Genomic DNA, 24,078 nt, shown 5'->3' with positions numbered 1-24,078 from the left:
TTTCCTCACGGTGGGTGTTGGCGAACCTATCCAGTTTAGGTGCAGGGGCATCACCGCCGGGACTGATGCCTTTGATGCCCCTTCTACTGCTAGGCGCTGCGTACGTGCACGGAAGGCGGCGGAGCTACTGGAAGGAGGGCCGTACCCGCGGCGAGCGTGTCCGCGGAGAGCTCCCAGACGCGGCGCAGGGCGCAGAACTTCCACCAGTGATGCTTAAGGACCTCCGGGTTGGCGCGGACAGGCCGGACTTCAGTCTCACCAATGGCCACGGCAAGAAGCAGCGGGTTTTCGCCGTACTTCCATGCCTCCCACTCGCCGGTTATCGGGTCAACCAGGCTTTCCTCGGCCTTCATGCCTGCCACGAGCTGCATGACCACCTTGTCGTCCAGTGGCTTGACGGTGCCGTCCCGCGTGGTGCCTTTCGTCTTGTAGTCGATGAGGCAGATGCGGCCATTGATCCGCGCCACCAGGTCCAGCGTCCCGGCATAGCCCACGGACTTGTTCCAGACGGTGATTTCGGGGGCGATGGGTTCGACGTCGTAAAGCTCCCACCACTCGTCAAACCGCAGTGCAAAGGCTTCCTCGCCGTTGGCCGCCAGCGCCTCGCGGGTTTCCTTCATGGCGTGCGGCCGGCCCAGGGCCCGGAGCGCAACCTGCTCACAGTAGTTATGGACACGGTCGCCGCGTTTGGCCGCGTCGTCGCGATACGTCTCGGCCGCCTTCGAGGCCCGGTTGACGGCCTGCCGAATTTTTGCCGGACTGCCCAGGCAGTCGGCGAGCAGCGGGTCCTTGGCCAGGCTGCTGGCGCCCATGTAACCGAACCAACCGTCCAGCCCGTGCGGCTGCTGGCCGATCACGGTGGTGATGGACGGAACAGAGAACTGTTCGGACGTGGACCGGGCGTACATACGGCCATATTCCGTGGCGTGGGCAAGGAGTGGATCAGTCATACAAAGACTCTTTCACAGGGGGCTGACAAAATGCGGGGCACAAAAAAGGTCCGTCCCCGCTCAGCTTGAGCGGGAACGGACCTGATTCCTCGGTGGGCGATACTGGGTTCGAACCAGTGACCTCTTCGGTGTGAACGAAGCGCGCTACCACTGCGCCAATCGCCCCGATGCCTTTGAATGCTAGCGGACCCGAAGGGGTTTATGGAAATCGAGATTGCTCCAGCCATGAATTACACACTTGTAATTCGCAAAAACGCCTAGATTGCAGGGATCCACGGCCGTCGTCGCCGGTCCGGCAGGCCCGATTTGGAGTTTCCCTGAACCTCCTATAGAGTTCTTACTCGTTGGAACGCGAGGAAATGCCCGAAACGGCACGGAATCAACAGTCAACATGCGGACGTAGCTCAGCTGGTAGAGCACCACCTTGCCAAGGTGGATGTCGCGAGTTCGAATCTCGTCGTCCGCTCGCAGGACACTGTCACGGCAACGGCTCTTGGAACCGGCGCTTACACGGTGGGTTGGCCGAGAGGCGAGGCAGCGGCCTGCAAAGCCGTWTACACGGGTTCGAATCCCGTACCCACCTCGGTGAAAACCWTGGTTTTCCGGTYCASSCCGGAKKGCAATGGGCGATTGGCGCAGCGGTAGCGCGCTTCCCTGACACGGAAGAGGTCACTGGTTCGATCCCAGTATCGCCCACCAAGCAAGGCAAACTTGCTTCATGCAGTACTTCCGCCTCATGTCGGAAAATACTTCATACGCGGACGTAGCTCAGCTGGTAGAGCACCACCTTGCCAAGGTGGATGTCGCGAGTTCGAATCTCGTCGTCCGCTCTCTTCTCCCAGATATACCCCACCAAGCCGGCATTCCGGTTCCGGGCGATTGGCGCAGCGGTAGCGCGCTTCCCTGACACGGAAGAGGTCACTGGTTCGATCCCAGTATCGCCCACAGCAGCAGCTCCTCGTGAGCTGCTTTTTTGTTGCCATTCCCCCCGTTGCTCTATCAGATATGGTCGCCAACGGCCGTTATTCGGCAGGTTTGACGACCAAACCTGATAGAGCAACGAGTGTTGGACAATGCATCCGCTGCGGGCGAACGCCCACCACGCCTTATCTCCTTGGCACGCCCCGGAGACAGGGCTAGGATCGGTTGCGGAGGAGCGACCTGGCTCCGCGATTGAAGGGAGGTGCTCGTGGGACTCATTGACGATCTTAAGGGCAAGGCTCAGGGTCTAATCCATGGCAACGAGCAGGCCATCAAAGACGGCATCACCAAGGCCGGGGACTTCGTCGACACCAAGACCGGCGGCAAGTACGCCGAACAGGTCGACAAGCTCCAGGATGGCGCTTCCAAACTCGTTGATCACAACGGAACACCGGGCGAGACTCCTGCCAGCGAGCAGGTGCCGCCGGCCAACCCGGTTCCGCCGGTTGACCAGGCTCCGTAACAAGGATTTGGCCAGGGCGTTGCCCTAGTACGTCAAGGAGGTGCGGGTCCCGCCGTGAGGCGGCACCCGCACCTTTGGCGTTTAAGCGGGATCGGACTCCCCCAAGGAACCGGCGGGGAAAAGCCGCGCGCGGCCCGCAGGAGCGCGGTTTGGCGCTGGCGGGGCAGCCTAGGACGGCTCGTGGTTCTGGCCCTCGCGCGCCAATGCGGTCAGGCGCGATACGGCGCGGTAGTACTTCTTGGTGTAACCGCCGTGCATCATCTCGTCGGTGAACAGTTTGTCGAACGGGACGCCGCTGGCCAGGATGGGCACATCCTTGTCGTAGAGGCGGTCCGCCAACACCACGAAGCGCAGGGCAACTGCCTGCTCGGTGATGGTTTCCACGTTGCGCCAGACCACGCCGTCAATGCCGTCGATGAGCTGCCGGTACCGGCTCGGGTGCACACCGGCGAGATGGCCGATCAGCGAACTGAATTCGTCCTGCGCCACCGTCTTACCGTCAAACTCGGCCTTCATCTGGGCAGAGAGCTGGCTATTTTTCAGCGGGGCCGGGGCGGCCGGCAGGCCGCGGTGGCGGAAGTCCTCGCCGTCGATCCGGATGACGTCGAACTGGTCGGCGAGGACCTGGATCTCACGGGCGAAGTCGACGGCGGCAAAGCGGCCGTCACCCAGCGAGCCCGGCAGGGTGTTGGACGTCGCGGCGAGCTTGACGCCGGCGTCGGCCAGTTCACGCATCAGACGCGACATCAGCACCGTGTCGCCCGGATCATCGAGCTCAAACTCGTCAATGCACACCAGTTTGTAGTGGCTCAGGGCCTCAACGGTCTTCCGGAACGACAGGGCGCCCACCAGGTTGGTGTACTCCACGAACGTGCCGAAGGCTTTAGGCCCCGGGGCGGCGTGCCACAGTGAAGCCAGCAGGTGGGTCTTGCCAACGCCGAAACCGCCGTCGAGGTAAATTCCGGCCCTGGTTTCGACCTTCTTGGCGAAGAGCTTCTTGAACATCCCCGCGCCGTCGCCGGCGCCGACGCCGGCCGCGAATCCCTCCAACGCCTTGACCGCCGCCGCTTGGGAAGGCTGGTTGGGGTCCGGGCGGTAGCTGGCAAAGGAAACTTGGCCAAACCGTGGGGAAGGATAAAAACCCTTGAGGAGTTCATCCACCGATACCGCCGGCGTGCGTGCGGCAAGCTGTTCGATCTGTACCAAGGTGGTCCGTTCTGCTGGTGGGTTGTCCCCAGAAAGAATACCGGCAACAGCCCGGCCTCCCCCGCGGAGCCGGCCGTCCGCAGCCCCCGCGTGACGAAGGCCATATTTCCCCCGGTTAACGGGCGGGCGGACATGCAGGACTGCCATGGCTAGGCTGGAGTGAGGTTCGGACCATGTGCAGATCCGCCAACACCCTGATGAAAGGCCATCACCATGCCCTACGCCGTTGAAAAGAATGAGAAGTTCGCCGCCTACGCCAATCCTGAGCGCCTGGTCTCCACCGAATGGCTGGCCGCTGCCCTGGAGGCGGGCGCGGTTGCTGACGGCAAGCTCGTGCTGGTGGAGTCCGATGAAGACGTCCTCCTCTACGAGACCGGCCACATCCCCGGCGCCGTCAAGATTGACTGGCACACAGACCTCAACGACGAAGTGTTGCGTGACTACGTGGACGGCAAGGCATTCGCCGCGCTGGCGGCTTCGAAGGGCATCTCCCGTGACACCACTGTGGTGATCTACGGGGACAAGTCCAACTGGTGGGCTGCCTACGCCCTCTGGGTTTTCACCCTCTTCGGCCACGAAGATGTCCGTCTGCTCGACGGCGGCCGGGACAAATGGATCGCCGAAGGCCACCAACTGACCACCGACCGGCCTTCGCCCACACCCGGCGAATACCCCGTGGTGGAGCGCAACGATGCCCCGATCCGTGCGTTCAAGGAAGATGTGCTGGCACACTTCGGCAAGCCGCTCATCGATGTCCGCTCCACCGAGGAATACACCGGCCAGCGGACCCACATGCCGGCCTACCCGGAAGAAGGCGCACTGCGCGGCGGCCACATCCCGACGGCCGCATCCATCCCCTGGGCACGCGCTGCAGCAGGCGATGGCACGTACCGCAACCGCGGCGAACTGGAGGCACTCTACCTGGGCGAGGCCGGCCTCAAGGAAGGCGACGACGTCGTGGCGTACTGCCGCATCGGCGAGCGTTCCAGCCACACCTGGTTCGCCCTGAAGTACCTCCTGGGCTTCGAGACTGTGCGCAACTACGACGGCTCCTGGACCGAGTGGGGCAACGCCGTCCGCGTGCCGATCACCAAGGGAACCGAGCGCGGCACGGTACCGGCGTAAACTGAACCTGATGACTACCCAAGCCCTTCCCGCCGCGCTGGCGGACATAGTTGACGACTTTCAGGCCCTCGCCGAACCCGAGCGGCTCCAGCTGTTGCTGGAATTCTCCCAGGGGCTCCCTGAGCTTCCGGAACGGTTGAAGGACCATCCGGAACTCCTTGAGCAGGTTGTGGAGTGCCAGTCACCGTTGTTCCTGACCATCGAAACGGAAAAGAACGACGCCGGCAGTCCGGACAGCGTGCGGCTGTACTTCAAAGCACCACCGGAAGCCCCCACAACACGGGGATTCGCAGGGGTGCTGCACGAGGGACTCAACGGGCTCAGCGCTGCGGAGATACTGGCCATTCCGGACGACATGCCGGAACTGCTGGGCCTCACGCGTGCCATCACACCGCTGCGGATGAGGGGCATGACCGCCATGCTGGGACGGATCAAACGCAAGGTCGCGGCTACCCAACGGCTCGAGTCCTGAGGTCCTGACCGAACTGGCCATGGGACGCAAAAGTTCTTCGCAGGGAACGCCGGCAACAGCAGCATTGGCTGCGGCCGGCGTTCCCTTTGTGCTGCATCCGTACGTCCACGATCCGTCCGTGGCCAGCTACGGCACCGAAGCTGCCGAGGCGCTGGGAATTGCGCCGGAAAAGGTCTTCAAGACCCTCATTGTCGACGTCGAAGGCCGGCTGGCAGTGGGCGTGGTGCCGGTCAGCGGAAACCTCGACCTCAAGGCCTTCGCCGCCGCCCTCGGAGCCAAGAAAGCCGCCATGGCAGACCCTGCTGCAGCCCAACGGCGCACCGGCTACGTCCTGGGCGGCATCTCGCCGCTCGGCCAGCGCCAGGCCTCACCCACAGCCGTTGACGCCAGTGCCCTCGGCCTCCGGACCATGCTGGTGTCCGGCGGAAGGCGTGGCCTGGATATAGAGCTGGCGCCGGCCGAGCTCATCCGGCTGACGTCCGCCGTCACCGCCGACATCGGCACGGGCACGCCCTAAGGTTCCTCCGGACTGCGCTGGCCTGGATTGGTACGTGGAGCCACCTGGGGGCGGAGCCACGCCTTGACCAGGCTTTCCCAGCGCTCAGGATCGACGTTCCATTCCTTGGTATGCCTGGCGCGGCTGAAGGTTTCGAACGTGACCATGTCCGGATTCCGTTCGGCCAGGATGGCAGACGGCTCATAGGGAACGTACTCGTCGTCGACGCTGTGAATGATCAGCGTGGGCGTGCGGACTTCAACGGCACGCGCCACCCAGTCCATGGCCTTGAGGTCGACGGGCGCGGAAAGGCCGGTAAGCCTGCGTCCCAGGGGATGGCCCAGCATCAGCTGCCCGTAGCGTCCCACCAAGGACGGAATCCTGTTCAGCTGGGCGTGGTGGGCCAGCACATTAACCCAGTTGATGACCGGCGCATCCAGGACCAGGGCCCGGATGAGGTGACGGTAATGGGACAGGTCAGCGGTCTGCAGGCAAATGGCGCCACCCATGGACCAGCCGAAGAGGACAATCTCCTCCGCGCCGTTGGCCAGGGCATACTCGATGGCCGCTTCCACATCCCGCCACTCCGTGGATCCGAGGCCGTACCGGCCGTCGTCGGCAGACGGGGCCAGCCCGTCGTTCCGATAAGAGATCAGCAGGCTGGTCAGTCCGAGGTCGCGGGCAGGGGCTACGGCGCGCAGTGTCTCCTGGCGGGTTGCCCCTCGGCCGTGAACCATGATGGCCCATATCCGGGCGCCGCCCTCTGCCCGGACCAGCCATGCCGGCGCCTGGCCGCCGTCGACGTCGATCAGCACGTCCTCGGACGCGATCCCGGCGGCGGCTGGATCCGGATACAGTGCCCCGCTCCACCACCCGCGGCGTGCGGTGTCGAAGTCGCCGGCATACACGGCCTCCACTTCCCGCAGGACTGTGCCGTCTGCCGGCGAGTAGGAGACGATTCGGCCGATTCGGGCATGCCCCTTGCCGCCGTCGAAAAAGAAGCCGTAGACACCGTCCACGGTCGTTTCCGGCGTAGCGGCCAGGATGACCTGCATTCCGTCGCCTTCCCGGATGACCGCCAGAACTTCCTGGTCGGCCGCCCGTTGCTTGACGGGAGTGATCACCCGCCGGGCAAAGTAAAGTGCAAGGGCTGAGGAACCCGTGGCAAGCAGGCCGGTAAGGGCACCGCCACCTATGGCCCCGCCCAAAGCCCATTTCGCGCGCAGCGACAGGCGGCCGCCGGCGTCAACAGGGAGTATCGCCGTCAACGTGGGAGTTCGCGTGGAAGGTGCCATGGAACCATTCTTACCGCCGCGGGCCGGTTGGCCACATTTCGACCGCCGTGGTGTCCATTCTGTGCAGGCACCAGCGCGCACCGCTAGGCTGATGCCATGAGCGATCCAATCGTCATTCTGACTGAAGAACCCCTGGGTGCAGATGACCGCGTCAACATCCAACGGCTGGTGGACGGCTCGGACACAGGACTTGTCCTGCTGGTCCCGGCCAACACCGAGCGGCACCTCCTGGTGGATTTCCTTGAGAATCTGTCCATGCTGGATGTCGCCAAAGCCTTCCGCGACCTGGCCGCGCATAGCCCTGATCCCAGCGCTGAAAGGGCGGAGGCTGCAGAGACGCTGGCGGTCTCACTGGCTGCCCTCGAAGGGCTGGGTGGCGGCGTCACCGGCGAAGTGGTGGATGGCGGTGCCGTTAATGGCCTGGTTGCCAAAGTGAAGGAACTCGGTGCTTCACAGGCAGTGGTGATCACCCGGCCGCATGCGGTTGCGGACACCTTCCATACGGACTGGGCCAACAAAGCCCAGGACCAGTTGGGGCTCCCCGTGCTCCACCTGTATGCCGGTTCGGGATTTATCGGCGACTCCTGAGCGTTGAGCACACTATGAGTATCTTTGGAAAGAGCGTTTTCGGAAACAAAGCCACCGATTCGATCCCGGCGTCGGCGCTGGGCGCCGGACCCGACGCGCCCGAGCCCGCCGTCCGGAAGTCCGACGACGAGTGGCGGCAGGAGCTCACTCCGGAGGAGTACCACGTGCTGCGGCAGTCGGGCACCGAGCGTCCCTACACCGGCGAGTACGTGGACACCCACGCAGAGGGTGTTTACCAGTGCCGTGCCTGCGGGGCAGAACTGTTCAGGAGCAACGAAAAGTTCGATTCCCACTGCGGCTGGCCGTCTTTCTGGGCGCCCCTGGCTGACGGCACTGTGCGGTACATCCATGACCGCACCCTCGGCATGGAGCGGGTTGAGGTGCGGTGCTCAAACTGCGACTCGCACTTGGGCCATGTGTTTGCCGGGGAAGGTTACGGTACCCCCACTGACCAGCGGTACTGCATCAATTCGGTGTCCCTGAAACTGGTTCCACGGGCTGCGGACGGGCACAAATCCGCAGAGTCCTGACCCGCTCAGGCAGAGGTCCGGCCGTATCTGGCCGGGCTTCGATACGGCTTGAGCATGAGACTTTCTTATGCTCAAGCCGTCTTTTGAGTTAGGGACTCTGGATGCTTGCTACGCTCGCCGTAGATGCCCCAAGCAAGGAGAAAGGCAGTCGTCAATGACCGTCACCATCACCGCCCGCCCCACCAGGATCAGCGCCGAAAATCCCACCTGGCTGACGCTCAGGACCGCAGCGGAAGCTCTCCAGGCGCTGCAGAGCCAGGACGGTTCAGTGCCTGAACCGGCCCACCACGCCGCTGCTGCCCTGGAAGTTGCCGCCATCACCGAGGCCGTCAAGGAACTGGCACCCCTCTTCCCGCACGACGCCGCCTACCTGGGTGCCGTCGTCGCCGACTTCGAGGCTTGGGTGAAAAATGGGTTCGGCGTGCCGGACTTCCTTTCCTCGCTGCTGGCTTTCCAGCCGCAGCTGCAGCGCCAGGACGGGCTGGCACACCTTGTCATCTTCCCCATGTACACGCAGAACGGAAGCAGCAGCAGGCTGGTGGAGGCCGTCCTGGTTGAAGTGATCTGGCCAGAGTTCGTGGCCGAGCTGGAAGCTGGAGAATATTCCAACAAACTCTTTGTACCCATCCGGTTCCTGGACTTCACCCGCGGCTACAACACCAATTCGGCCGTGCTCTTTCCGGAAACCATAGCTGTCCGGGAAACGCCTAGCTTCACCTGGGGCGCCATCTTCGCGGACCGCGAAGCTGCCCGCTTCCGCCGCGTCCTGCGCGCGGCGGCGGACATTACGTCCCTGGATCTTCCGGAGGGTGCCGCTGAACTCCTGGCGGACCAGGAACTGGCTGAGGCCACGTTTGTGATGTGGGACCTGATTCATGACCGCACCCACATGCGCGGGGACCTGCCCTTTGACCCGTTCATGATCAAGCAGCGCATGCCGTACTTCCTGTATTCGCTGGAGGAACTGCGCTGCGACCTCACCGCTTTCCGGGAGTCCGTCCGGATTGAAAAGGACGACGATGCCCGGCCGGAAGCGCGCCGGCACGCAAAACTCGTGCAGTACGCCATCATCTTCGACCGGATCTTCCGCTTTGCGATCAGCGGCAGCCGGGTGCGCAACTATGACGGCCTCGGCGGCCAGTTGCTCTTCGCCTGGCTGCACCAGCACCACGTTCTGCACTGGACCGACACCCGGCTCCGCATCGACTGGGACCAGGTGCCGGACGCAGTGATCGCACTCGGGACCGCCATCGACGACCTGTACTGGCGCTCCATCGACCGGCCCAAGACCGCGCATTGGCTTGCCGCCTATGACCTGATTTCCCGAACCGTCACACCCAGCCCCGCATCTGTCTGGGCCAAAGGCGCCGACGCCCTTCCGGTGTCCGGCCCGCCCCGCGGCCTCACGGACCAGGTGCTGGACGACGAATTCCCGCTGTCCATGTTCTACGAGGCATTGGAGAAGAAAATGCGCCCGGTCATCGAATCCACCGCAGGCATCACAGGAGCCTCCGCCCTATGAACGAACCCAACGAGTTGAATGTTTTGGTCACCGGCGGCAGCGGACCTTCGGGGATCGCTGCGGCCAAAGCGCTGCGGCAGGCCGGGTTCCGGGTCTTCACCGTGGGTTCCGATAAGGCGCGGATCGACGCCGCCGCAACAAGAGCGGGCGACGGCGTCACTCCCCTGGTGTGCGACCTTGCTGATCTGGCCGGTGTCCGCGCCCTCCGGGACGCACTCGCGGAATCGGCGGGGCCGATGGATGCCGTCATCCATCTGGTGGGCGGCTGGCGCGGTGCCAAGGGCATCACGGACCAGAGCGATGCCGACTGGGACTTCCTGGAGCGCGGCGCCATCACCACGCTCCGGAACGTGTCCCGGGTTTTCTATGACGACCTCGCCGCCTCCAGCAAAGGGAGGCTCGCCATCGTCTCCTCCACCGCAGTGGCGCATCCGGCGGCAGCCACTGCCAGTTACGTCGCGGCCAAGGCCGCTGCCGAAGCCTGGACCTTGGCCGTGGCCGATGGACTGGCCCGCGCGGCCGCCGGCGCAGGCACGGAGCTCCGCAGCGCCGCCGTTGTGTTCGTGGTGAAGGCGCTGGTGGACGCCGGACTCCGGCAGGAGCACCCGGAACGGACCTTCCCCGGCGCCACCGATGTCGAGGACCTGGCGGCCGCCGTCGTCGGACTTTTCGGCCGCCCGGCGACTGAGCTGAACGGCCGGCAGTTGCGGCTGGTTCCAGGATCCGGCTCCACGGCACCCGTCGCCCTGACGTCCCTAGACTGAGAACGTGAGCAAATCAATGACAACTACGGCACCTGCCGCCACCCGGACCGACAACGCCACCGCGCGGCTGCATGATCCGTCCGTTCGCGGCTTCGCGTCTGACAACTATTCGGGCGTCCACCCCGAAGTCCTGGCCGCACTCGCGGCAGCCAACCAAGGCCACCAGGTGTCCTACGGCGAGGACGACTACACGGTCCGCCTGCAGGAACTGATGGAAGAGCACTTCGGGCCCGGCATCGAATGCTTCCCCGTCTTCAACGGCACCGGGGCCAACGTTTTGTCCCTCCAGTCGCTGCTGCCACGCTGGGGCGCTGTGGTGTGTGCGTCGACGGCCCACATCAACATGGACGAGAACGGCGCCCCGGAACGCATCGGCGGTATCAAGCTGCTGCAGGTCCCCACACCCGACGGCAAGCTGACCCCGGAGCTGATCGACCGCGAAGCGTGGGGCTTCGGCGATGAACACCGCGCACAGCCGCTGGCTGTCTCCATCACCCAGACCACCGAGCTGGGCACGTGCTACACCCCGGACGAAGTGCGCGCCATCGCCGAGCACGCCCACTCAAAGGGCATGAAACTCCACATGGACGGGGCGCGGCTGGCTAACGCGGCTGCCCACCTCGGCGTGCCACTGCGGGCGTTCACGCGTGACGCCGGAGTGGACATCCTCTCCTTCGGCGGCACCAAGAACGGGCTACTTTACGGCGAAGTGGTGGTTGCCCTGAACCCTGAAGCCGCCCATGGCCTGGTGTTCCTCCGCAAGATGAACATGCAGCTCGCCTCAAAAATGCGCTTCCTCTCGGCCCAGTTCATTGCGCTGCTGGAGGGCGATCTGTGGCTTCGTTCAGCCGCGCACGCCAACGCCATGGCCGCCCGGCTGCGGACCGCGGTGGAGGCGATCGACGGCGTGGAGCCCACCCAAAAGACCGAATCCAATGGCGTGTTCGCGGTCCTGCCGGCCGGGGTGGCGGACCGGTTGCGGGAGTCCTTCCGTTTCTATGACTGGGATGAAGCCGCCCGGGAGGTCCGTTGGATGTGTTCCTTCGACACCAGCGAAGCGGACATTGACGCGTTCGTAGCCGCGATCCGGCGTGAACTTGCCGCCCACGATGAGGGCAGGGCGGCAAGGTAGCATGACCGGACGACGGCGAGCCTGCACTGCGTGCCCGGCGCTGTTGCGTAATCTGCGAAGGTGAACGCACTCGCCCAGGTTCCCCCGGAATTTCTCCACGCCTTGGGATCCCTCAGGAAGGCCCAATGCCGCAGTGAACTGCGCTTGGCGGAAATTCCGGCGCCGGCGCGGCTGGCACCGTTCGCCGTGGCACTGGGCGCCGAGGTCATGGCGTCCGGTCCCGGCAGCGGCACCACCCCCGTCCACGGGCCCGCAGCCATGGCCCTGGCCGCAGCCTCCGGCACGAAGGATGAGGACGACACCGAGCTGGCCACCGGACGGTTCATCCTGCTGCACGACCCCGAGGGGTCCGAGGTCTGGGACGGCGAATTCCGCATCGTCACCTACATCCGGGCCCAGCTCGAGCCCGAAATGGGCAATGACGAGATGCTCGGCACCGTCGCTTGGACGTGGCTCGTTGACGCCCTCGAAGAGCACAAGGCCCCTTACCGGGCCGCCGGCGGGACTGCCACCCGTGTCCTGTCAGAGAGCTTCGGGACGCTGTCGGACCGTCCCGGGTCGATCGACATCGAACTCCGAGCGTCCTGGACCCCGGCGTCGTCGGACGTCACCGCGCACCTGGAGGCGTGGTCCGACATGGTCTGCACGTTTGCCGGACTTCCCCCTCTGCCCGAAGGCGTCTCGGCCCTTCCCCACCGCCGCCGGAACTAGGACCGGTCATCGTCATTGAACACTGGTCGGTAAACTGAAAGCACCATGACCCCTCACATTCCGGATAACACCACAGCCGGCGCCCCGGCTGATGAAACGACTGCCCACATCACGGTGGAAGGCTTCGACAGCCAGGTCCCCGTCGTCATCGACCTCGATGCACCCCGCGACGGCGTCCCGCTCGTCATCGAAACGCAGTCCGGGCTGGAGCGGTGCGCGGCTGCCATCGCCGCCGGAACCGGACCCGCCGGAGTCGATGCCGAGCGCGCCTCAGGATTCCGCTACGGCCAGCGCGCCTTCCTGGTCCAGATCCGCCGCGAAGGCTCCGGCACCTGGCTGATTGACCCCGAGCCGTTCGAGGACCTGGCCATCATCAACGATGCCCTCAAAGGCGTGGAATGGATCCTCCATGCCGCAAGCCAGGACCTGCCCTGCCTGCTGGAGCTTGGCATGTGGCCGGACAAACTTTTCGACACCGAACTCGCGGCACGGCTGGCCGGATTGCCCCGCGTGGGCCTGGCCGCCGTCATCGAACAGCTGCTTGGTTTTGGACTGGCAAAGGAACATTCCGCCGCCGACTGGTCCACCCGGCCGCTGCCGGAACCCTGGCTGCGCTATGCCGCCCTGGACGTGGAAGTCCTGACGGAGCTGCGCGAAGAACTCATCGAACTGCTCCTGGCCGACGACAAGCTGGAATACGCGGAGCAGGAATTTGCCGCAATCCTGGCCGCTGGCGTGGCGCCGCCCAGGATTGACCCCTGGCGAAAGACCTCCGGCCTCCACCAGATCCGCGACCGCCGCCAGCTCGCGGCAGTCCGTGAGATGTGGCTCGAGCGGGACTCGCTGGCGCAGAAGCGTGACGTTGCGCCGGGCCGGCTGATTCCTGATTCGGCCCTGGTCTCCGCGGCCAAGGCCATGCCCTCAACCGTGCCCCAGCTCCTGGGCACCAAGGGTTTCCACGGGCGGGCTGCGCAGCGCGAAGCGCCCAGGTGGCTCCGGTGCATTGCGGCCGCCAGGGAGCTCGAGGAACTCCCGCCCCTGCACCTGCCCACCAACGCCCCTCCCCCGCCGCGCGTATGGGCCGACCGCGATCCCGAGGCCGCACAGCGCCTGTCCACAGCCCGCCCGCTCCTGCAGGCGAAGGCCGAAGAACTGAACCTGCCGATGGAAAACCTGCTGACGCCGGACTACCTGCGTCGCGTGGCCTGGCGTCCGCCGTCGGACCTCAACGAAGAAACGGTGGCCGCCGAACTCAGCTCCCTGGGAGCCCGAGCGTGGCAGATCGACCTGGTCGCGCCGCTGATCACGGACGCTTTCCTCAACCCGCAGCCGCTGCCGGATAAGGAAACCAAAGCCACCGAGTAGCACCTCCTCATCGGACTCTTGCCCACTATGTTACTCACGGGTAACATAGTGACAAATGCCGTCCGGCCGAGCGCCGTTTACTAGCCTCGGACGGCGCCAATGTCTCGATGAGGAGTAAACGTGAGCCAAGCCCGCCACAGCGAAGAACACAGCAGCGGGTCCCCGCGCACAGTCCGCGACGTCGTTTTTGTCGACGGCGTGCGCACCCCTTTCGGGAAAGCCGGCGAGAAAGGCATCTATGCCGGCACCCGGGCAGATGACCTGATGGTGAAGTGCATCCGCGAACTGCTGCGCCGCAACCCCACCCTGCCTGCAGCGCGGATCGACGAAGTGGCCGTGGCCGCCACCACCCAGACCGGGGATCAGGGCCTGACGCTCGGCCGCACGGCCGCCCTCCTGGCCGGGCTCCCCCGCACAGTCCCCGGCTTCGCCATCGACAGGATGTGCGCCGGTGCCATGACAGCAGTCACCACGACGGCGAGCGGCATCGGCTTCGGCGCGTACGACGTCGTGATTGCCGGCGGCGTGGAGCACATGGGCAACCATCCGATGGGCTCCGGCGCCGATCCGAACCCGCGCTTTATGTCCGAGCGCCTGGTCGATCCGGCCGCGCTGAACATGGGCAACACGGCCGAAAACCTGCATGACCGTTTCCCCGATATCACCAAGGAACGCACGGACGCCTACGCTGTTGCCTCACAGGACAAGCTGGCGGCAGCTTACGCCCGCGGGCAGATCCAACCTGACCTCGTCCCCGTGGCCACCCTCAAGCCAGGCCAGGGCTGGACGCTGAACAGCGTTGATGAGCCGCCCCGCCCGGGCACCACGTTGGAGGATCTTGCCGCCCTGCGCACTCCCTTCCGCGCCCATGGCCGCGTGACGGCCGGCAACGCAGCCGGCCTGAACGACGGAGCCACGGCCGCGGTCCTGGCATCATCCGAGGCCGCCGTGGAGCTGGGCCTGCCCGTCAAGATGCGCCTGGTCAGCTACGCCTATGCGGGCGTCGAGCCGGAAGTCATGGGCATCGGGCCGGTTCCCGCCACCGAAAAGGCATTGAAGAATGCGGGCCTGACTATTGAGGACATCGGGCTTTTCGAAATCAACGAAGCCTTCGCCGTCCAGGTGCTAAGTTTCCTGGACCACTTTGGAATTTCCGACGATGATCCCCGGGTTAACCGCTACGGCGGAGCGATCGCGGTGGGCCACCCGCTGGCCTCGTCCGGCGTCAGGCTGATGACCCAACTGGCGCGGCAGTTCGAGGAAGACCGGTCGGTCCGGTACGGCATCACCACCATGTGCATCGGCCTGGGCATGGGCGCCACCGTCATTTGGGAAAACCCGCGTCACTCGAAATACGCAGACTACAGCGGTGCCGCCTCAGCGGCCGCAGACACAGCAGCCGAAGCAACCACCGAAGGAGCTGCCGCATGAGCGCCGCAGATTTCACCAAGCTTGCCGAACTCTTTCCGAATGAAACTGTGACACACTCCTACGTCCAGGACGTTGAACTGCCGGCGTCACCGGGCCAGCCAAGCCCCGGAGTCTTTGCACTGATCACCCTCGACAACGGCCTGGACCACTCCAAGCCCACCACCCTGGGCCCGAACACCCTGGTTGAGCTGGGCACGGTCCTGGAGCAGCTGAAGGAGCGTGCCGCCCGCGGCGAGATCGTTGGCGTCGGCGTCACCGGCAAGCCCTATTTCCTGGTGGCCGGCGCAGACCTGTCCGCAGTCAAGTCACTCGAGAACCGCGAACACGGCCTGTGGATGGCCCAGCTCGGCCACGATGTGTACGCCACCCTGGCCAACCTCGGGGTACCCAGCTTCGCCTTCATCAACGGCGTGGCCCTGGGCGGCGGCCTGGAGATCGCCCTGCAGTCCACTTACCGCACCGTATCTACGGGAGCCGGCGCACTGGCGCTGCCTGAGGCCTTCCTGGGCCTGGTCCCGGGCTGGGGCGGCGTCTACATCCTGCCGCGGCTGATCGGGCCGGAGAATGCGGTCAAGGTGATGATCGAAAACCCGCTCAGCAACAACCGGACCCTCAGCGGACCGCAGGCCTTCGAACTCGGCATCGCCGACGCCCTGTTCGAGCCGGCCGACTTCCTGGAACAGTCCCTCCTCTGGGCGGCCAAGGTTATCAGCGGCGAGGTGGCTCCGGAGCGGGCCAACGCCGTCGATCCAGCAGACCACGCAGTCGCCGCCCGCTGGTCAGCAGCGGTGGCAGGCGGCCGCGCGCTGGTGGAGGCCAAGACGTCCAACGCGTCCCCGGCACCGGCAAAGGTCCTGGACATCCTCGAGGTCAACCGCACCATGAGCCAAGCTGATTCCGCCGCACTCGAGTGCGAGACCCTGGCCGGGCTGATGCAGACCGACGAATTCCGCGCCACCGTGTACGCCTTCCTGGACCTGGTCCAGAAGCGGTCCAAACGGCCGGCGGGTGCACCCGACCGGAAGCTCGCCCGGCCGGTCACCAAGGTCGGCGTGGTGGGAGCAGGGCTGATGGCCAGCCAGCTCGCCCTGCTGTTCGCCCGCCAGCTCAAGGTCCCCGTGGTCATGACGGACATAGACCAGGCCCGCGTGGACAAGGGCGTGGGTTACGTCCATGCCGAGGTGGACAAACTGCTGGGCAAGAAACGCATCAGCCCGGACGCAGCCAACCGCACCAAGGCACTGGTCACCGGCTCGGTCTCCAAGGCGGCCTTCGCCGACGCCGACTTCGTCATTGAGGCCGTTTTCGAAGAACTGAACGTCAAGAAGCAGGTCTTCGCCGAGGTGGAGGCCATCGTCTCACCGGAGTGCATTCTCGCCACCAATACCTCATCCCTCTCCGTGACGGCGATGGCTGAGGACCTTCTGCACCCGGAACGGCTGGTGGGCTTCCATTTCTTCAACCCGGTGGCGGTGATGCCGCTGCTGGAGATCGTGCGGGCGCCCAAGACCGACGACGCCGTCCTGGCCACCGCGTTTGAGCTGGCCAAGGGCCTGAAGAAGACGGCGGTCCTGGTCAAGGACGCGCCCGCGTTTGTGGTCAACAGGATCCTGCTGCGGCTCATGGGCGAAGTGACGGCGGCCTTTGACGAAGGCACCCCCGCCGACATTGCCGACAATGCCCTCCGGCCCATGGGCCTGCCGATGACCCCGTTCACGCTCGGCGCCATGGTGGGCCTGCCGGTGGCCCAGCACGTCCAGGAGTCCCTGCACGCCGCATTCGGAGACCGCTTTGAGGTGTCGGCCAACTTGAAGAAGCTGATCGATAACGGCGTAAAGTCGCTCTGGGCTCCGGCCGCTGACGGCAGCCAGGAAATACCCGCGTCCACCCTCGCACTGATGTCCTTCGGCACGTCCCCCTCCACCGGAGCTGACGTCCTGCACCGGGTGCAGGACGCCCTGGCCGAGGAGATCGGCCTGATGCTGGACGAGGGCGTGGTGGCCGGTCCCGAGGACATCGACCTGTGCATGATCCTCGGCGCGGGCTGGCCGATGTTCCTGGGCGGCATTACGCCGTACCTTGACCGGGTCGGCGCCTCGGAGCGGGCGAACGGCAAGCCCTTCCACGCACCCGGCGTTGCATCCAGCACCGCCCCATCACAGTCCACCATCCCAGCCTGACGTCCCAGCCCGGCGGCTCACATCTCGTGCAGGCGGCCGGCCTCCAAGCGCACTGTCCGGTGCGCCACGGACCGGGCGTAGGCCAGGTCATGCGTGACCAGCACGACGGCGGCACCCTCCGCTGCAGCTAGCAGCACCGCGGCGTCCAGCATGGCCAGCCCGCGGCGGTCGAGGGCTACTGTCGGTTCATCCAGTGCCATCACGCGCGGCTGCCTGGCCAGGACCGTGGCCAATGCCAAGAGCCGCTGCTGGGAGGCCGGCAGTTCAGCGGGGTGCTTTCCAGCGTCTTCCGCGAGGCCCACAGCGGCCAAAGCACGCCGAACCGAGGCTGTGGCTGCCGGGCCACCAGCCAGGCCAAATCCGACTTCCCGTTCCGCTGTCCGCTCGAAGAGCTGGTCACGAGGGTCCTGGAAGAGCAGGCCGACGTCGGCGGCCACCCTGCCCGGGAGCAGCCCGGCAATGTCCTGCCCGTTGATCCTGACGTTGCCTGCCAGCGGCTGAAGCAGGCCGTTCAGGTGCCGCAGCAGCGTGGATTTTCCGGCTCCATTCGGCCCGGTGACAGCAACGATCTCCCCTGGCTGGACTGACAGGCTGACGCCGTCCAGGACGGCGGGATTCGCGGTGCCGCCAGCGGCCCGCCTCCGCGCAGGCAGCCTGTCATAGGCGAAGCTCACGTCGCGGAGCTCCAGCGCGGGTACCCGTGCCGGCACCGGCCTGACGCCCGCTTGACGCGTGACAGCCTGACCGGCCCGGGCCGGCTGGTGCGGCGGCGAGCCGTCCCCGCCGCTACCCGTCCCGATGACGCCGGCGGCAGCGAGTTCCGGAGAGGTGGCCAGTTGCGCCGGGGTGCCCTCGGCAACTGACGCGCCGTTGTTCAGCAGGATGCAGTGCCCGGCCTCGGGCAGCAGGGCGTCCACCGCCTGGCTCAAAAGCACGACGGCGGTGCCACCGGCCACGAGGCTCCGCACCAGGGCCGTCAGGGCTGCTGAGCCGTCGGTGTCCAAAGAGGCAAATGGTTCGTCGAGAACCAGCACGGCCGGGCCCGTGATGATGGCGCAGCCGATGGCCAGGCGGCGAAGCTCGCCCCCTGAGAGCCTGGCCGGATCACGGTCCAGGAGATGCTCCAGCCCGGTCAGGGACGCCACCCGCCGGACGGCTGCCTGCATCTCCGGCCGGGCCGTCCCCAAGTTTTCGAGACCAAACGCCAACTCCTCGGCCACGGTGGCACGGACAGAAGACAACGACGCCGCCGCGTCCTGCGGGACAAAGCCGACCTGGCGGCACCACCCGGCCGGGTCGATGTGCGGATCCTCCGGCGCGCCCCGGAACTCGAGCCGGGTGCCGGCCAGTTCCAGGAATCCTTCGAAAGCACCGCCGCTGCCAGGGCGGAGCCAGCCGGCCAGGAGCCGTCCCAGAGTCGATTTGCCACTGCCCGAGCCGCCGAGGACTGCTGTCAGGGTTCCCGGGGCCAGGGACAGGCTGATGGCGCCCAGCACCGGGCCTGCATCACCGTGATACGTGAAGCGGCTTATGTCTGCGGCCAGCGCCGGAGCCGACGTGTCGTGCATGGCTACGCGCCCGCCGTCGGGAACCCGAGCCGGGCGGCAACTGCCGCAACAGCTGCCACGAGCAGCACCATCCGCACAACACGCTGGGATGGCGGGTCCGGAACCTCGCGGTAGCTCGTTCGAGGGCCCTGGCTGCTGAAACCGCGTGCCTCCAGCGCCTGGGCGCGCGTCCCCGCCTCCTCCACCAAGGCCAGGACCAGGGGGACGGCCTGAAGGCGAAAGGCGATCACCCGGTGAGCCCAGCCCCGGCGGATCACCAGGCCGCGGGACTCCTGCGCCTGCCGGATCCGCTGCACCCGCGCGCTGATGGCAGGCAAGAGAGTGAGGGTCGAGGCGAGGACGTAGCCGAACCGCCCCTTGACGCCCCGCGACGACAGCGCCGCCACCAGGTCGGGCACGCTGACACTGAAGGAGAACAGCAGCAAGGCAAGCACTGCAGCAGAAAGCTGCGCCACGCGCTCCACGGCGAACTGCAGCCCTTCGGTGGTCACCCGCGCCGGTCCCCACTGCGCCAGGACGGTGACGCCCTCCGGGAAGAACAGGCCATGCAGCAGCAACAGGGACACCCCCAACGGAACCAGGACGGCGGCCGCCGCGGGCAGCATCCGGTGGGAGATTCCGGCCGCGAACGCCAATCCCACGGCAGCGGCACCAACGGCGGCAGACAACGGCAACCAGGCTGCCGCCGTCGTGATGACCGCTGTGCTGCCGGCAGCCGCCAGCGACGTGAGGGGGTGGAGGCGCATCAGTGGCGGGTCAGGAGTCCTGGCCGCTTGCCCTCCCGCCCTCCACATCAGGTACTGGCTGCACGTCCCGTCTCTGCAGCACGTCCTGGCCGGCCAGCACCCGGTGCCGCCGGACGAAGGGGAACTGCAGCCTGGTGCGGCGCGGCAGCGCATAGACCAGAAGGGCCACGAGGGTGAAAACAATTGCCTTGTCCATCGGGTCCGAGATCAGGGCTTGCTTGGTGATGGCGGCCAGCAGGCTGTCCCCCATGGAGCGGAAGGCGCTGACGATGGCGCCGGTGGCCAGGCCGGACGTGCCGCCGAAGACGAAGGCGGCAACGGGAGCGGACACCACGCCGCCGATGACGCCGGTCAGGAATCCAGCCACGGGAACCAGGTAGAAGCGGCGGAAGAGGCCGTAGCGTGCGGCGAGGCCGGCCAGGCAGCCGATCAGGGCCGCGCCGGCGGCGAAGGGCAGGACGGTGGGGTTGAAGAAAGACCAAACGATGCTGCTGAGGGCGCCCGTGGCAGCGCCCGCGGCCGGACCGGCCAGGACAGCGATCAGGACAGTGCCGATGGCATCAAGGTAGAAGGGCACCAAGGTGCTGCCCACGAACTGGCCCAGGACGATGTTCAGCACCAGAGCTACCGGAATCAGCACCAACGTTAACACGGGCAGAGTGGGCAGCACGGCAACGATCAGCAGGACGGCGCCCACGAGGAACCCGGAGAGTGCGATCAGCGCCGCGGCGCTGCCCGGGCCGCCGGTGATGTCGGCGGGCTGGTTAACGACCAGGTAGATGTAGGTCCCTGCAATGGCCAGGGCTCCGAGGATTTCCAGCAGGCGGCGCTTGCGGGCTGTGGCGGGCGTCTGCGGCGGCAGCGTAAGAAATGGCGATGACATGGCGTTCCTTTTGGGGAGGCAGGCTCTGACGACCGGAATGCCGGGCGGCGCGGAACGCCGCCTATGTCACCTCGGCGGCAGCCGGGGGCTTCTGCGCCGGCCCGGGTCCGGCATCAGTCTACCGGCAAGGGGGGGGCATGCGATGGATAGTAGACTCCCTGACACGTGCCGTCCTGACCTTCCGAAAGGCCGAACCATGCCCCATTACGATCTCGCCATCATCGGTTCCGGATCGGGAAACTCGCTGATCACCCCGTTCTGGGACGGCAAGCGGGTGGCCCTCATCGACGGCGGCGTCTTCGGCGGTACGTGCGTGAATGTCGGGTGCATCCCGACGAAGATGTTCGCCTACCCGGCGGCGCTGGCCGCCGTTCCCGCCGAGGCGTCACGTCTCGGCGTGGAACTGACGCTGGACAAAGTGCGCTGGAATGCCATCCGGGACCGGATCTTCAACCGCATCGATGCCATCTCCGAAGACGGCCGGCGCTACCGGGCCGAGGAGCTGGACAACGTGGACCTGTATCAGGAATACGTGCGCTTCACCGGGCCCCGGTCGCTGACCACGGAATCCGGAACCATCATCACCGCCGACCGGGTGGTGGTGGCCGCCGGGTCCCGGGCGGTGGTGCCGGACGTCCCCGGCATGGACCTCCCGCAGGTGCATACCTCGGACACCGTGATGCGCATCGACGGCCCGCCCGGCCACGTTGTGGTGGTAGGCGGCGGATACATCGCCGCGGAGTTCGCCGCCATCTTCCACGGGTTCGGGACCGAGGTGGTCCAGGTCAACCGCTCCCAACGGCTCCTCCGCGGCAATGACGGGGATATTGCCCAGCGGTTCGCCGAATCTGCCGCCCGCCGCTGGAAGCTGGAGCTTGGCTTCTCGCTGCAGGCGGTGGAGGACAACGGGGACGGCCGGGTCACCGCGGTGTTCGACGACGGCGATGGAAAGCAGTTGCGCGTCGAGACGGACATCGTGCTGATGGCCACGGGACGCGTTCCCAACACGGACCGGCTGGACGTCGATGCAGCAGGCTTCGACCTGAGCGCTGACAAGACATTGTCGGTGGACGCGCAGCTGAGGATTCTTTCCAACGGTGAACCGCTGGAGGGCGTCTATGCGTTCGGCGACATCGCCAACCGCTATCAGCTGAAGCACGTGGCCAACCGGGAGGCGCGGGTGGTGGTCCACAACCTCGAACACCCGGACAGGCAGCGGAGCATCGACTACACAGGCGTTCCCTTTGCGGTCTTCAGCATTCCGCAGGTGGCCGCCGTCGGGCTCACGGAGGAGGAAGCCCGGCACGAGGCTGCCGACGGCGCAGACATTGTGGTGGCTGTCCAGGAGTACGGGAGCACGGCCTATGGCTGGGCCATGGAAGACTCCGAGGGGATCGTCAAAGTCATCGCGGAGAAGTCCACCGGCCGGCTGCTGGGAGCCCACATCCTCGGCCACGAGGCGTCCATCCTGATCCAGCCCCTGGTTCAGGCGATCGCGCTGTCTACCCCTGTGTCCGCACTCGCGCGGGGACCGTACTGGATTCACCCGGCCCTGACCGAGGTGGTCGAAAACGCCTTGCTGGCGCTGGACGTGGACCTATCACCGGATGCGGCGCTGTAGGGCCGGGTCTCTGCACGTGACGGTTCAGCGCAGCCGGGCCGCGAGGGCGCCGATGGATCTGATCAATTCCCCGAACGCCTGCTCCGGGTTGTTGTCCGAGACGATCCGGGCATTCGGCGGGTGCTTCCACAGATTCCGGTAGTCGGCCACGGTGGTGCCCATCAGGAGTGCCGATTCAACTTCGACGTCCACCGTGGCCAGGCGGGTTGCGTAATCGAGGGTCCCGGCGGCTACACCGGCGGCGAAGTAGTCGTGGACGTGCGCCACGTAGCCCTGCCCGTACAGCCGGTGGAACTCAAAGTAGAAGCGCAGGGCGTCGGACAGGTGCCGCACCAGCGGGCTGTCCGCGGTGCTCCTGAGCCCTTCGGGCTGCTTCGGCAGGACCAGCTCCCGCTCAGCGCAGCCGGCCGCCTCCGCCAGCCGCAATACATGTTCGGGCCGCAGCTCGATCCGCTCAGTGGTGTCCAGTGAACAGACAATGGGCAGCCGGTCGACCGGCAAGCCGCGGTAAGCCGCATAGACTTCCTTAGCTGCCTGCGGATCAACGTGCGTATTCCACTCGGCGGTGGGGGTGGTGTTTCCCTGGTGGTAGAAGCTGCCGCCCATGATCACCACCTTGCCCAGCAGTTCGGGCAGCCGCGGCTCACGCCGGATGGCCAGTGCGAAGTTCGTCAGCGGCGCCGTAATCAGGGCGGTCAGCTCCCCCGGGCTCGCCCGGGCCGCCTCCACCCACAGGTCGGCGGCGTGCCGCGGCGAGACTGACCCGGTGGGCGGCGGGAGGACGGCATGGCCGATGCCCTGCGGTCCGTGGGTTTCGGGCGTGGTCACCAGCGGGATGGCCAGCGGACCTTCAGCGCCGACGGCGACCTGCACCCCTGTGCGTCCGCACAGCTCCAGCATGGCCAGGGTGTTTCGCGCCACCTGGTGCGCATCCACATTCCCCGGCGACGCCGTGACGGCGACGAACTCGACGTCGGGAAGCGAAGCGAGGTAAGCCAGCGCCAGGGCGTCGTCGATCCCGGTGTCAACGTCCAGCAGGAGCCTGGTCATCGGCGGTGTCTCCTAAAAGAGTGCGACTTTGGGGACCTTGGGGAAGATCCCGTCGAGTTCGTCCAGCTCAGCAGGTGTGGGCACCCAGGCGATGGCCTCGGCGTTCTGGCGGATCTGCTCGGGCCTGGTGGCCCCGGCGATCACGCTGCTGACCGCGGGCTGGGCCGCGAGCCAGGAGAAGGCCACCTGGATCTCGGACAACTGGCGTGCCGCAGCGAACGCGCCGAAGCGCTGGAGCTGGTCCCAGTCAGCGTCATGGACCATGTTGGTGCGGGTGTGGCTGAGCCGGGAGCCTTCCGGTGCGGTGTCCGGCGAGTATTTTCCGGTGAGGAGCCCGTTGGCCAGCGGGAAATACGGCAGGACACCCAGGCCGTAGGCTTCCGCCGCCGGGGTGACTTCCAGCTCGGCCCGCCGGTCCAGGAGGTTGTAGTGGTTCTGGGTGGAGATAAAACGCGTCCCGCCGGCGGCGCGCGCAACGAATTCCGCCTCGGCGATTTGCCAGCCCGCACGGTTTGAATGCCCGATGTAGCGCACCTTCCCGCTGGTGACGAGGTCATCAAGGGCGGACAGGGTCTCCTCGATGGGGGTCAGCGGGTCGGGGGTATGGAACTGGTACAGGTCTATCCAGTCGGTACCGAGCCGGCGCAGCGACGCCTCCGCCGCCCGCACAATGTAGCGCCGGGATCCCCTGGCACCAAAGTCGGGACCGTTGGCACCACGCATGTCCATCCCGAACTTCGTGGCTACCACCGCATCCTCACGCCGGCCGGCCAGGGCCTTCCCCAGCATCGTTTCGCTGAGTCCGGGCTCCCTGCCGTAGTTGTCGGCGACGTCGAAAAGCGTCACGCCGGCGTCGAGTGCGGCATGCACGACGGCGTCCGTCCCCTCCTGCGACTCGGTCACCGTGTTGGCACGGCCCAGGTTGTTGCAGCCGAGCCCCACTACGGAGACGGACAGCCCGGATTTTCCCAGGCGACGGTATTCAGTCATGGTTTCCCC

General features: G+C 66.2%; 22 protein-coding genes and 6 tRNA genes. 19 read left to right on the top strand and 9 right to left on the bottom strand.

Annotation, left to right across the window (positions count from 1 at the left end; translation table 11 throughout):
- Positions 1-89 precede the first annotated feature (89 nt).
- Together AC1DIM_RS09370 and AC1DIM_RS09365 are read right to left on the bottom strand one after the other, a co-directional pair.
- Positions 90-950, bottom strand: coding sequence for a cytochrome (locus AC1DIM_RS09370; protein ID WP_477710211.1), 861 nt, complete (start codon positions 948-950; stop codon positions 90-92).
- A 93-nt stretch (positions 951-1,043) separates the two neighbouring features.
- Positions 1,044-1,115 (bottom strand) — tRNA-Val (locus AC1DIM_RS09365).
- Positions 1,116-1,343: 228 nt separating this feature from the next.
- Between AC1DIM_RS09365 and AC1DIM_RS09360 the strand changes: the two genes are divergently transcribed.
- The 6 genes from AC1DIM_RS09360 to AC1DIM_RS09335 all read left to right on the top strand — a co-directional run bounded on the left by AC1DIM_RS09360 (position 1,344) and on the right by AC1DIM_RS09335 (position 2,394).
- Positions 1,344-1,416: transfer RNA gene (locus tag AC1DIM_RS09360), tRNA-Gly, on the top strand.
- Positions 1,417-1,462: 46 nt separating this feature from the next.
- Positions 1,463-1,533 (top strand) — tRNA-Cys (locus tag AC1DIM_RS09355).
- Positions 1,534-1,574: 41 nt separating this feature from the next.
- A tRNA-Val gene (locus tag AC1DIM_RS09350) sits at positions 1,575-1,649 on the top strand.
- A 58-nt stretch (positions 1,650-1,707) separates the two neighbouring features.
- Positions 1,708-1,780, top strand: a tRNA-Gly gene (locus AC1DIM_RS09345).
- 43 nt (positions 1,781-1,823) lie between these two features.
- Positions 1,824-1,895 (top strand) — tRNA-Val (locus tag AC1DIM_RS09340).
- Positions 1,896-2,139: 244 nt separating this feature from the next.
- Positions 2,140-2,394: an antitoxin gene (locus tag AC1DIM_RS09335; protein ID WP_477710210.1), complete on the top strand. Its 255-nt coding sequence runs from the start codon at positions 2,140-2,142 to the stop codon at positions 2,392-2,394.
- A gap of 168 nt (positions 2,395-2,562) precedes the next feature.
- Here the strand turns inward: AC1DIM_RS09335 and zapE are convergent, their stop codons facing one another.
- Positions 2,563-3,600, bottom strand: a complete 1,038-nt coding sequence (zapE, locus tag AC1DIM_RS09330) for a cell division protein ZapE (RefSeq protein WP_477710209.1) — start codon at positions 3,598-3,600, stop codon at positions 2,563-2,565.
- 213 nt (positions 3,601-3,813) lie between these two features.
- Between zapE and AC1DIM_RS09325 the strand changes: the two genes are divergently transcribed.
- The 3 genes from AC1DIM_RS09325 to ybaK are packed head-to-tail and all read left to right on the top strand — an operon-like array spanning position 3,814 to position 5,714.
- Positions 3,814-4,725 carry a sulfurtransferase gene (locus AC1DIM_RS09325; protein WP_477710208.1) on the top strand — a complete coding sequence of 304 codons (912 nt, stop codon included), beginning with the start codon at positions 3,814-3,816 and terminating at the stop codon, positions 4,723-4,725.
- A gap of 10 nt (positions 4,726-4,735) precedes the next feature.
- Entirely contained in the window at positions 4,736-5,197 is a 462-nt protein-coding gene (locus AC1DIM_RS09320) for a SufE family protein (RefSeq protein WP_477710207.1), read from the top strand.
- Between the two features lie 19 nt (positions 5,198-5,216).
- Positions 5,217-5,714, top strand: coding sequence for a Cys-tRNA(Pro) deacylase (ybaK, locus tag AC1DIM_RS09315; protein ID WP_477710206.1), 498 nt, complete (start codon positions 5,217-5,219; stop codon positions 5,712-5,714).
- On the opposite strand, the gene AC1DIM_RS09310 is transcribed toward ybaK, so the two are convergent.
- Positions 5,711-6,988, bottom strand: coding sequence for an alpha/beta hydrolase family protein (locus AC1DIM_RS09310; RefSeq protein ID WP_477710205.1), 1,278 nt, complete (start codon positions 6,986-6,988; stop codon positions 5,711-5,713). The two genes, ybaK and AC1DIM_RS09310, sit on opposite strands and share 4 nt — an antisense overlap.
- A 96-nt stretch (positions 6,989-7,084) precedes the next feature.
- Here AC1DIM_RS09310 and AC1DIM_RS09305 point away from each other — a divergent pair, with 96 nt between their 5' ends.
- The 9 genes from AC1DIM_RS09305 to AC1DIM_RS09265 all read left to right on the top strand — a co-directional run bounded on the left by AC1DIM_RS09305 (position 7,085) and on the right by AC1DIM_RS09265 (position 17,211).
- Positions 7,085-7,576, top strand: a complete 492-nt coding sequence (locus AC1DIM_RS09305) for a hypothetical protein (RefSeq protein WP_477710204.1) — start codon at positions 7,085-7,087, stop codon at positions 7,574-7,576.
- 14 nt (positions 7,577-7,590) lie between these two features.
- Positions 7,591-8,106, top strand: a complete 516-nt coding sequence (msrB, locus tag AC1DIM_RS09300; RefSeq protein WP_477710203.1) for a peptide-methionine (R)-S-oxide reductase MsrB — start codon at positions 7,591-7,593, stop codon at positions 8,104-8,106.
- Positions 8,107-8,260: 154 nt separating this feature from the next.
- Positions 8,261-9,628 carry a DUF6421 family protein gene (locus tag AC1DIM_RS09295; RefSeq protein ID WP_477710202.1) on the top strand — a complete coding sequence of 456 codons (1,368 nt, stop codon included), beginning with the start codon at positions 8,261-8,263 and terminating at the stop codon, positions 9,626-9,628.
- Positions 9,625-10,392 carry an SDR family oxidoreductase gene (locus AC1DIM_RS09290; protein WP_477710201.1) on the top strand — a complete coding sequence of 256 codons (768 nt, stop codon included), beginning with the start codon at positions 9,625-9,627 and terminating at the stop codon, positions 10,390-10,392. The genes AC1DIM_RS09295 and AC1DIM_RS09290 overlap by 4 nt, the downstream gene beginning before the upstream one ends.
- Before the next feature lie 16 nt (positions 10,393-10,408).
- Positions 10,409-11,524, top strand: a complete 1,116-nt coding sequence (locus AC1DIM_RS09285; RefSeq protein ID WP_477710244.1) for a threonine aldolase family protein — start codon at positions 10,409-10,411, stop codon at positions 11,522-11,524.
- A gap of 60 nt (positions 11,525-11,584) precedes the next feature.
- The gene (locus AC1DIM_RS09280; protein WP_477710200.1) at positions 11,585-12,235 is read left to right on the top strand and encodes a DUF3000 domain-containing protein; all 651 of its coding nucleotides are present in this window, start codon (positions 11,585-11,587) and stop codon (positions 12,233-12,235) included.
- Positions 12,236-12,280: 45 nt separating this feature from the next.
- Positions 12,281-13,600: an HRDC domain-containing protein gene (locus tag AC1DIM_RS09275; protein ID WP_477710199.1), complete on the top strand. Its 1,320-nt coding sequence runs from the start codon at positions 12,281-12,283 to the stop codon at positions 13,598-13,600.
- Positions 13,601-13,720: 120 nt separating this feature from the next.
- Entirely contained in the window at positions 13,721-15,031 is a 1,311-nt protein-coding gene (locus AC1DIM_RS09270) for a thiolase family protein (protein WP_477710198.1), read from the top strand.
- Positions 15,028-17,211, top strand: a complete 2,184-nt coding sequence (locus tag AC1DIM_RS09265) for a 3-hydroxyacyl-CoA dehydrogenase NAD-binding domain-containing protein (RefSeq protein WP_477710197.1) — start codon at positions 15,028-15,030, stop codon at positions 17,209-17,211. Before AC1DIM_RS09270 ends, AC1DIM_RS09265 begins: the two co-directional genes overlap by 4 nt.
- 17 nt (positions 17,212-17,228) lie before the next feature.
- Here the strand turns inward: AC1DIM_RS09265 and AC1DIM_RS09260 are convergent, their stop codons facing one another.
- The 3 genes from AC1DIM_RS09260 to AC1DIM_RS09250 are packed head-to-tail and all read right to left on the bottom strand — an operon-like array spanning position 17,229 to position 20,408.
- Positions 17,229-18,779, bottom strand: a complete 1,551-nt coding sequence (locus AC1DIM_RS09260; RefSeq protein WP_477710196.1) for an ABC transporter ATP-binding protein — start codon at positions 18,777-18,779, stop codon at positions 17,229-17,231.
- 2 nt (positions 18,780-18,781) lie between these two features.
- Positions 18,782-19,525, bottom strand: a complete 744-nt coding sequence (locus tag AC1DIM_RS09255) for an energy-coupling factor transporter transmembrane component T (RefSeq protein ID WP_477710195.1) — start codon at positions 19,523-19,525, stop codon at positions 18,782-18,784.
- 10 nt (positions 19,526-19,535) lie between these two features.
- Positions 19,536-20,408, bottom strand: coding sequence for an ECF transporter S component (locus tag AC1DIM_RS09250; protein ID WP_477710194.1), 873 nt, complete (start codon positions 20,406-20,408; stop codon positions 19,536-19,538).
- Positions 20,409-20,604: 196 nt separating this feature from the next.
- Between AC1DIM_RS09250 and AC1DIM_RS09245 the strand changes: the two genes are divergently transcribed.
- On the top strand, positions 20,605-22,029 hold the full coding sequence (locus AC1DIM_RS09245) for a mycothione reductase (RefSeq protein WP_477710193.1): 1,425 nt from the start codon (positions 20,605-20,607) through the stop codon (positions 22,027-22,029).
- Positions 22,030-22,053: 24 nt separating this feature from the next.
- Here the strand turns inward: AC1DIM_RS09245 and AC1DIM_RS09240 are convergent, their stop codons facing one another.
- Positions 22,054-23,079 (bottom strand): nucleoside hydrolase, encoded by a 1,026-nt coding sequence (locus AC1DIM_RS09240; RefSeq protein ID WP_477710192.1) that lies wholly within the window; start codon positions 23,077-23,079, stop codon positions 22,054-22,056.
- Positions 23,080-23,091: 12 nt separating this feature from the next.
- Positions 23,092-24,069, bottom strand: a complete 978-nt coding sequence (locus AC1DIM_RS09235) for an aldo/keto reductase (protein ID WP_477710191.1) — start codon at positions 24,067-24,069, stop codon at positions 23,092-23,094.
- Between the last annotated feature and the right edge of the window lie 9 nt (positions 24,070-24,078).

This window comes from Pseudarthrobacter sp. 01T43 (assembly GCF_056398665.1).
Note: the sequence above shows the minus strand (reverse complement) of the source record. Positions and strands in the feature narration are given on the sequence as shown.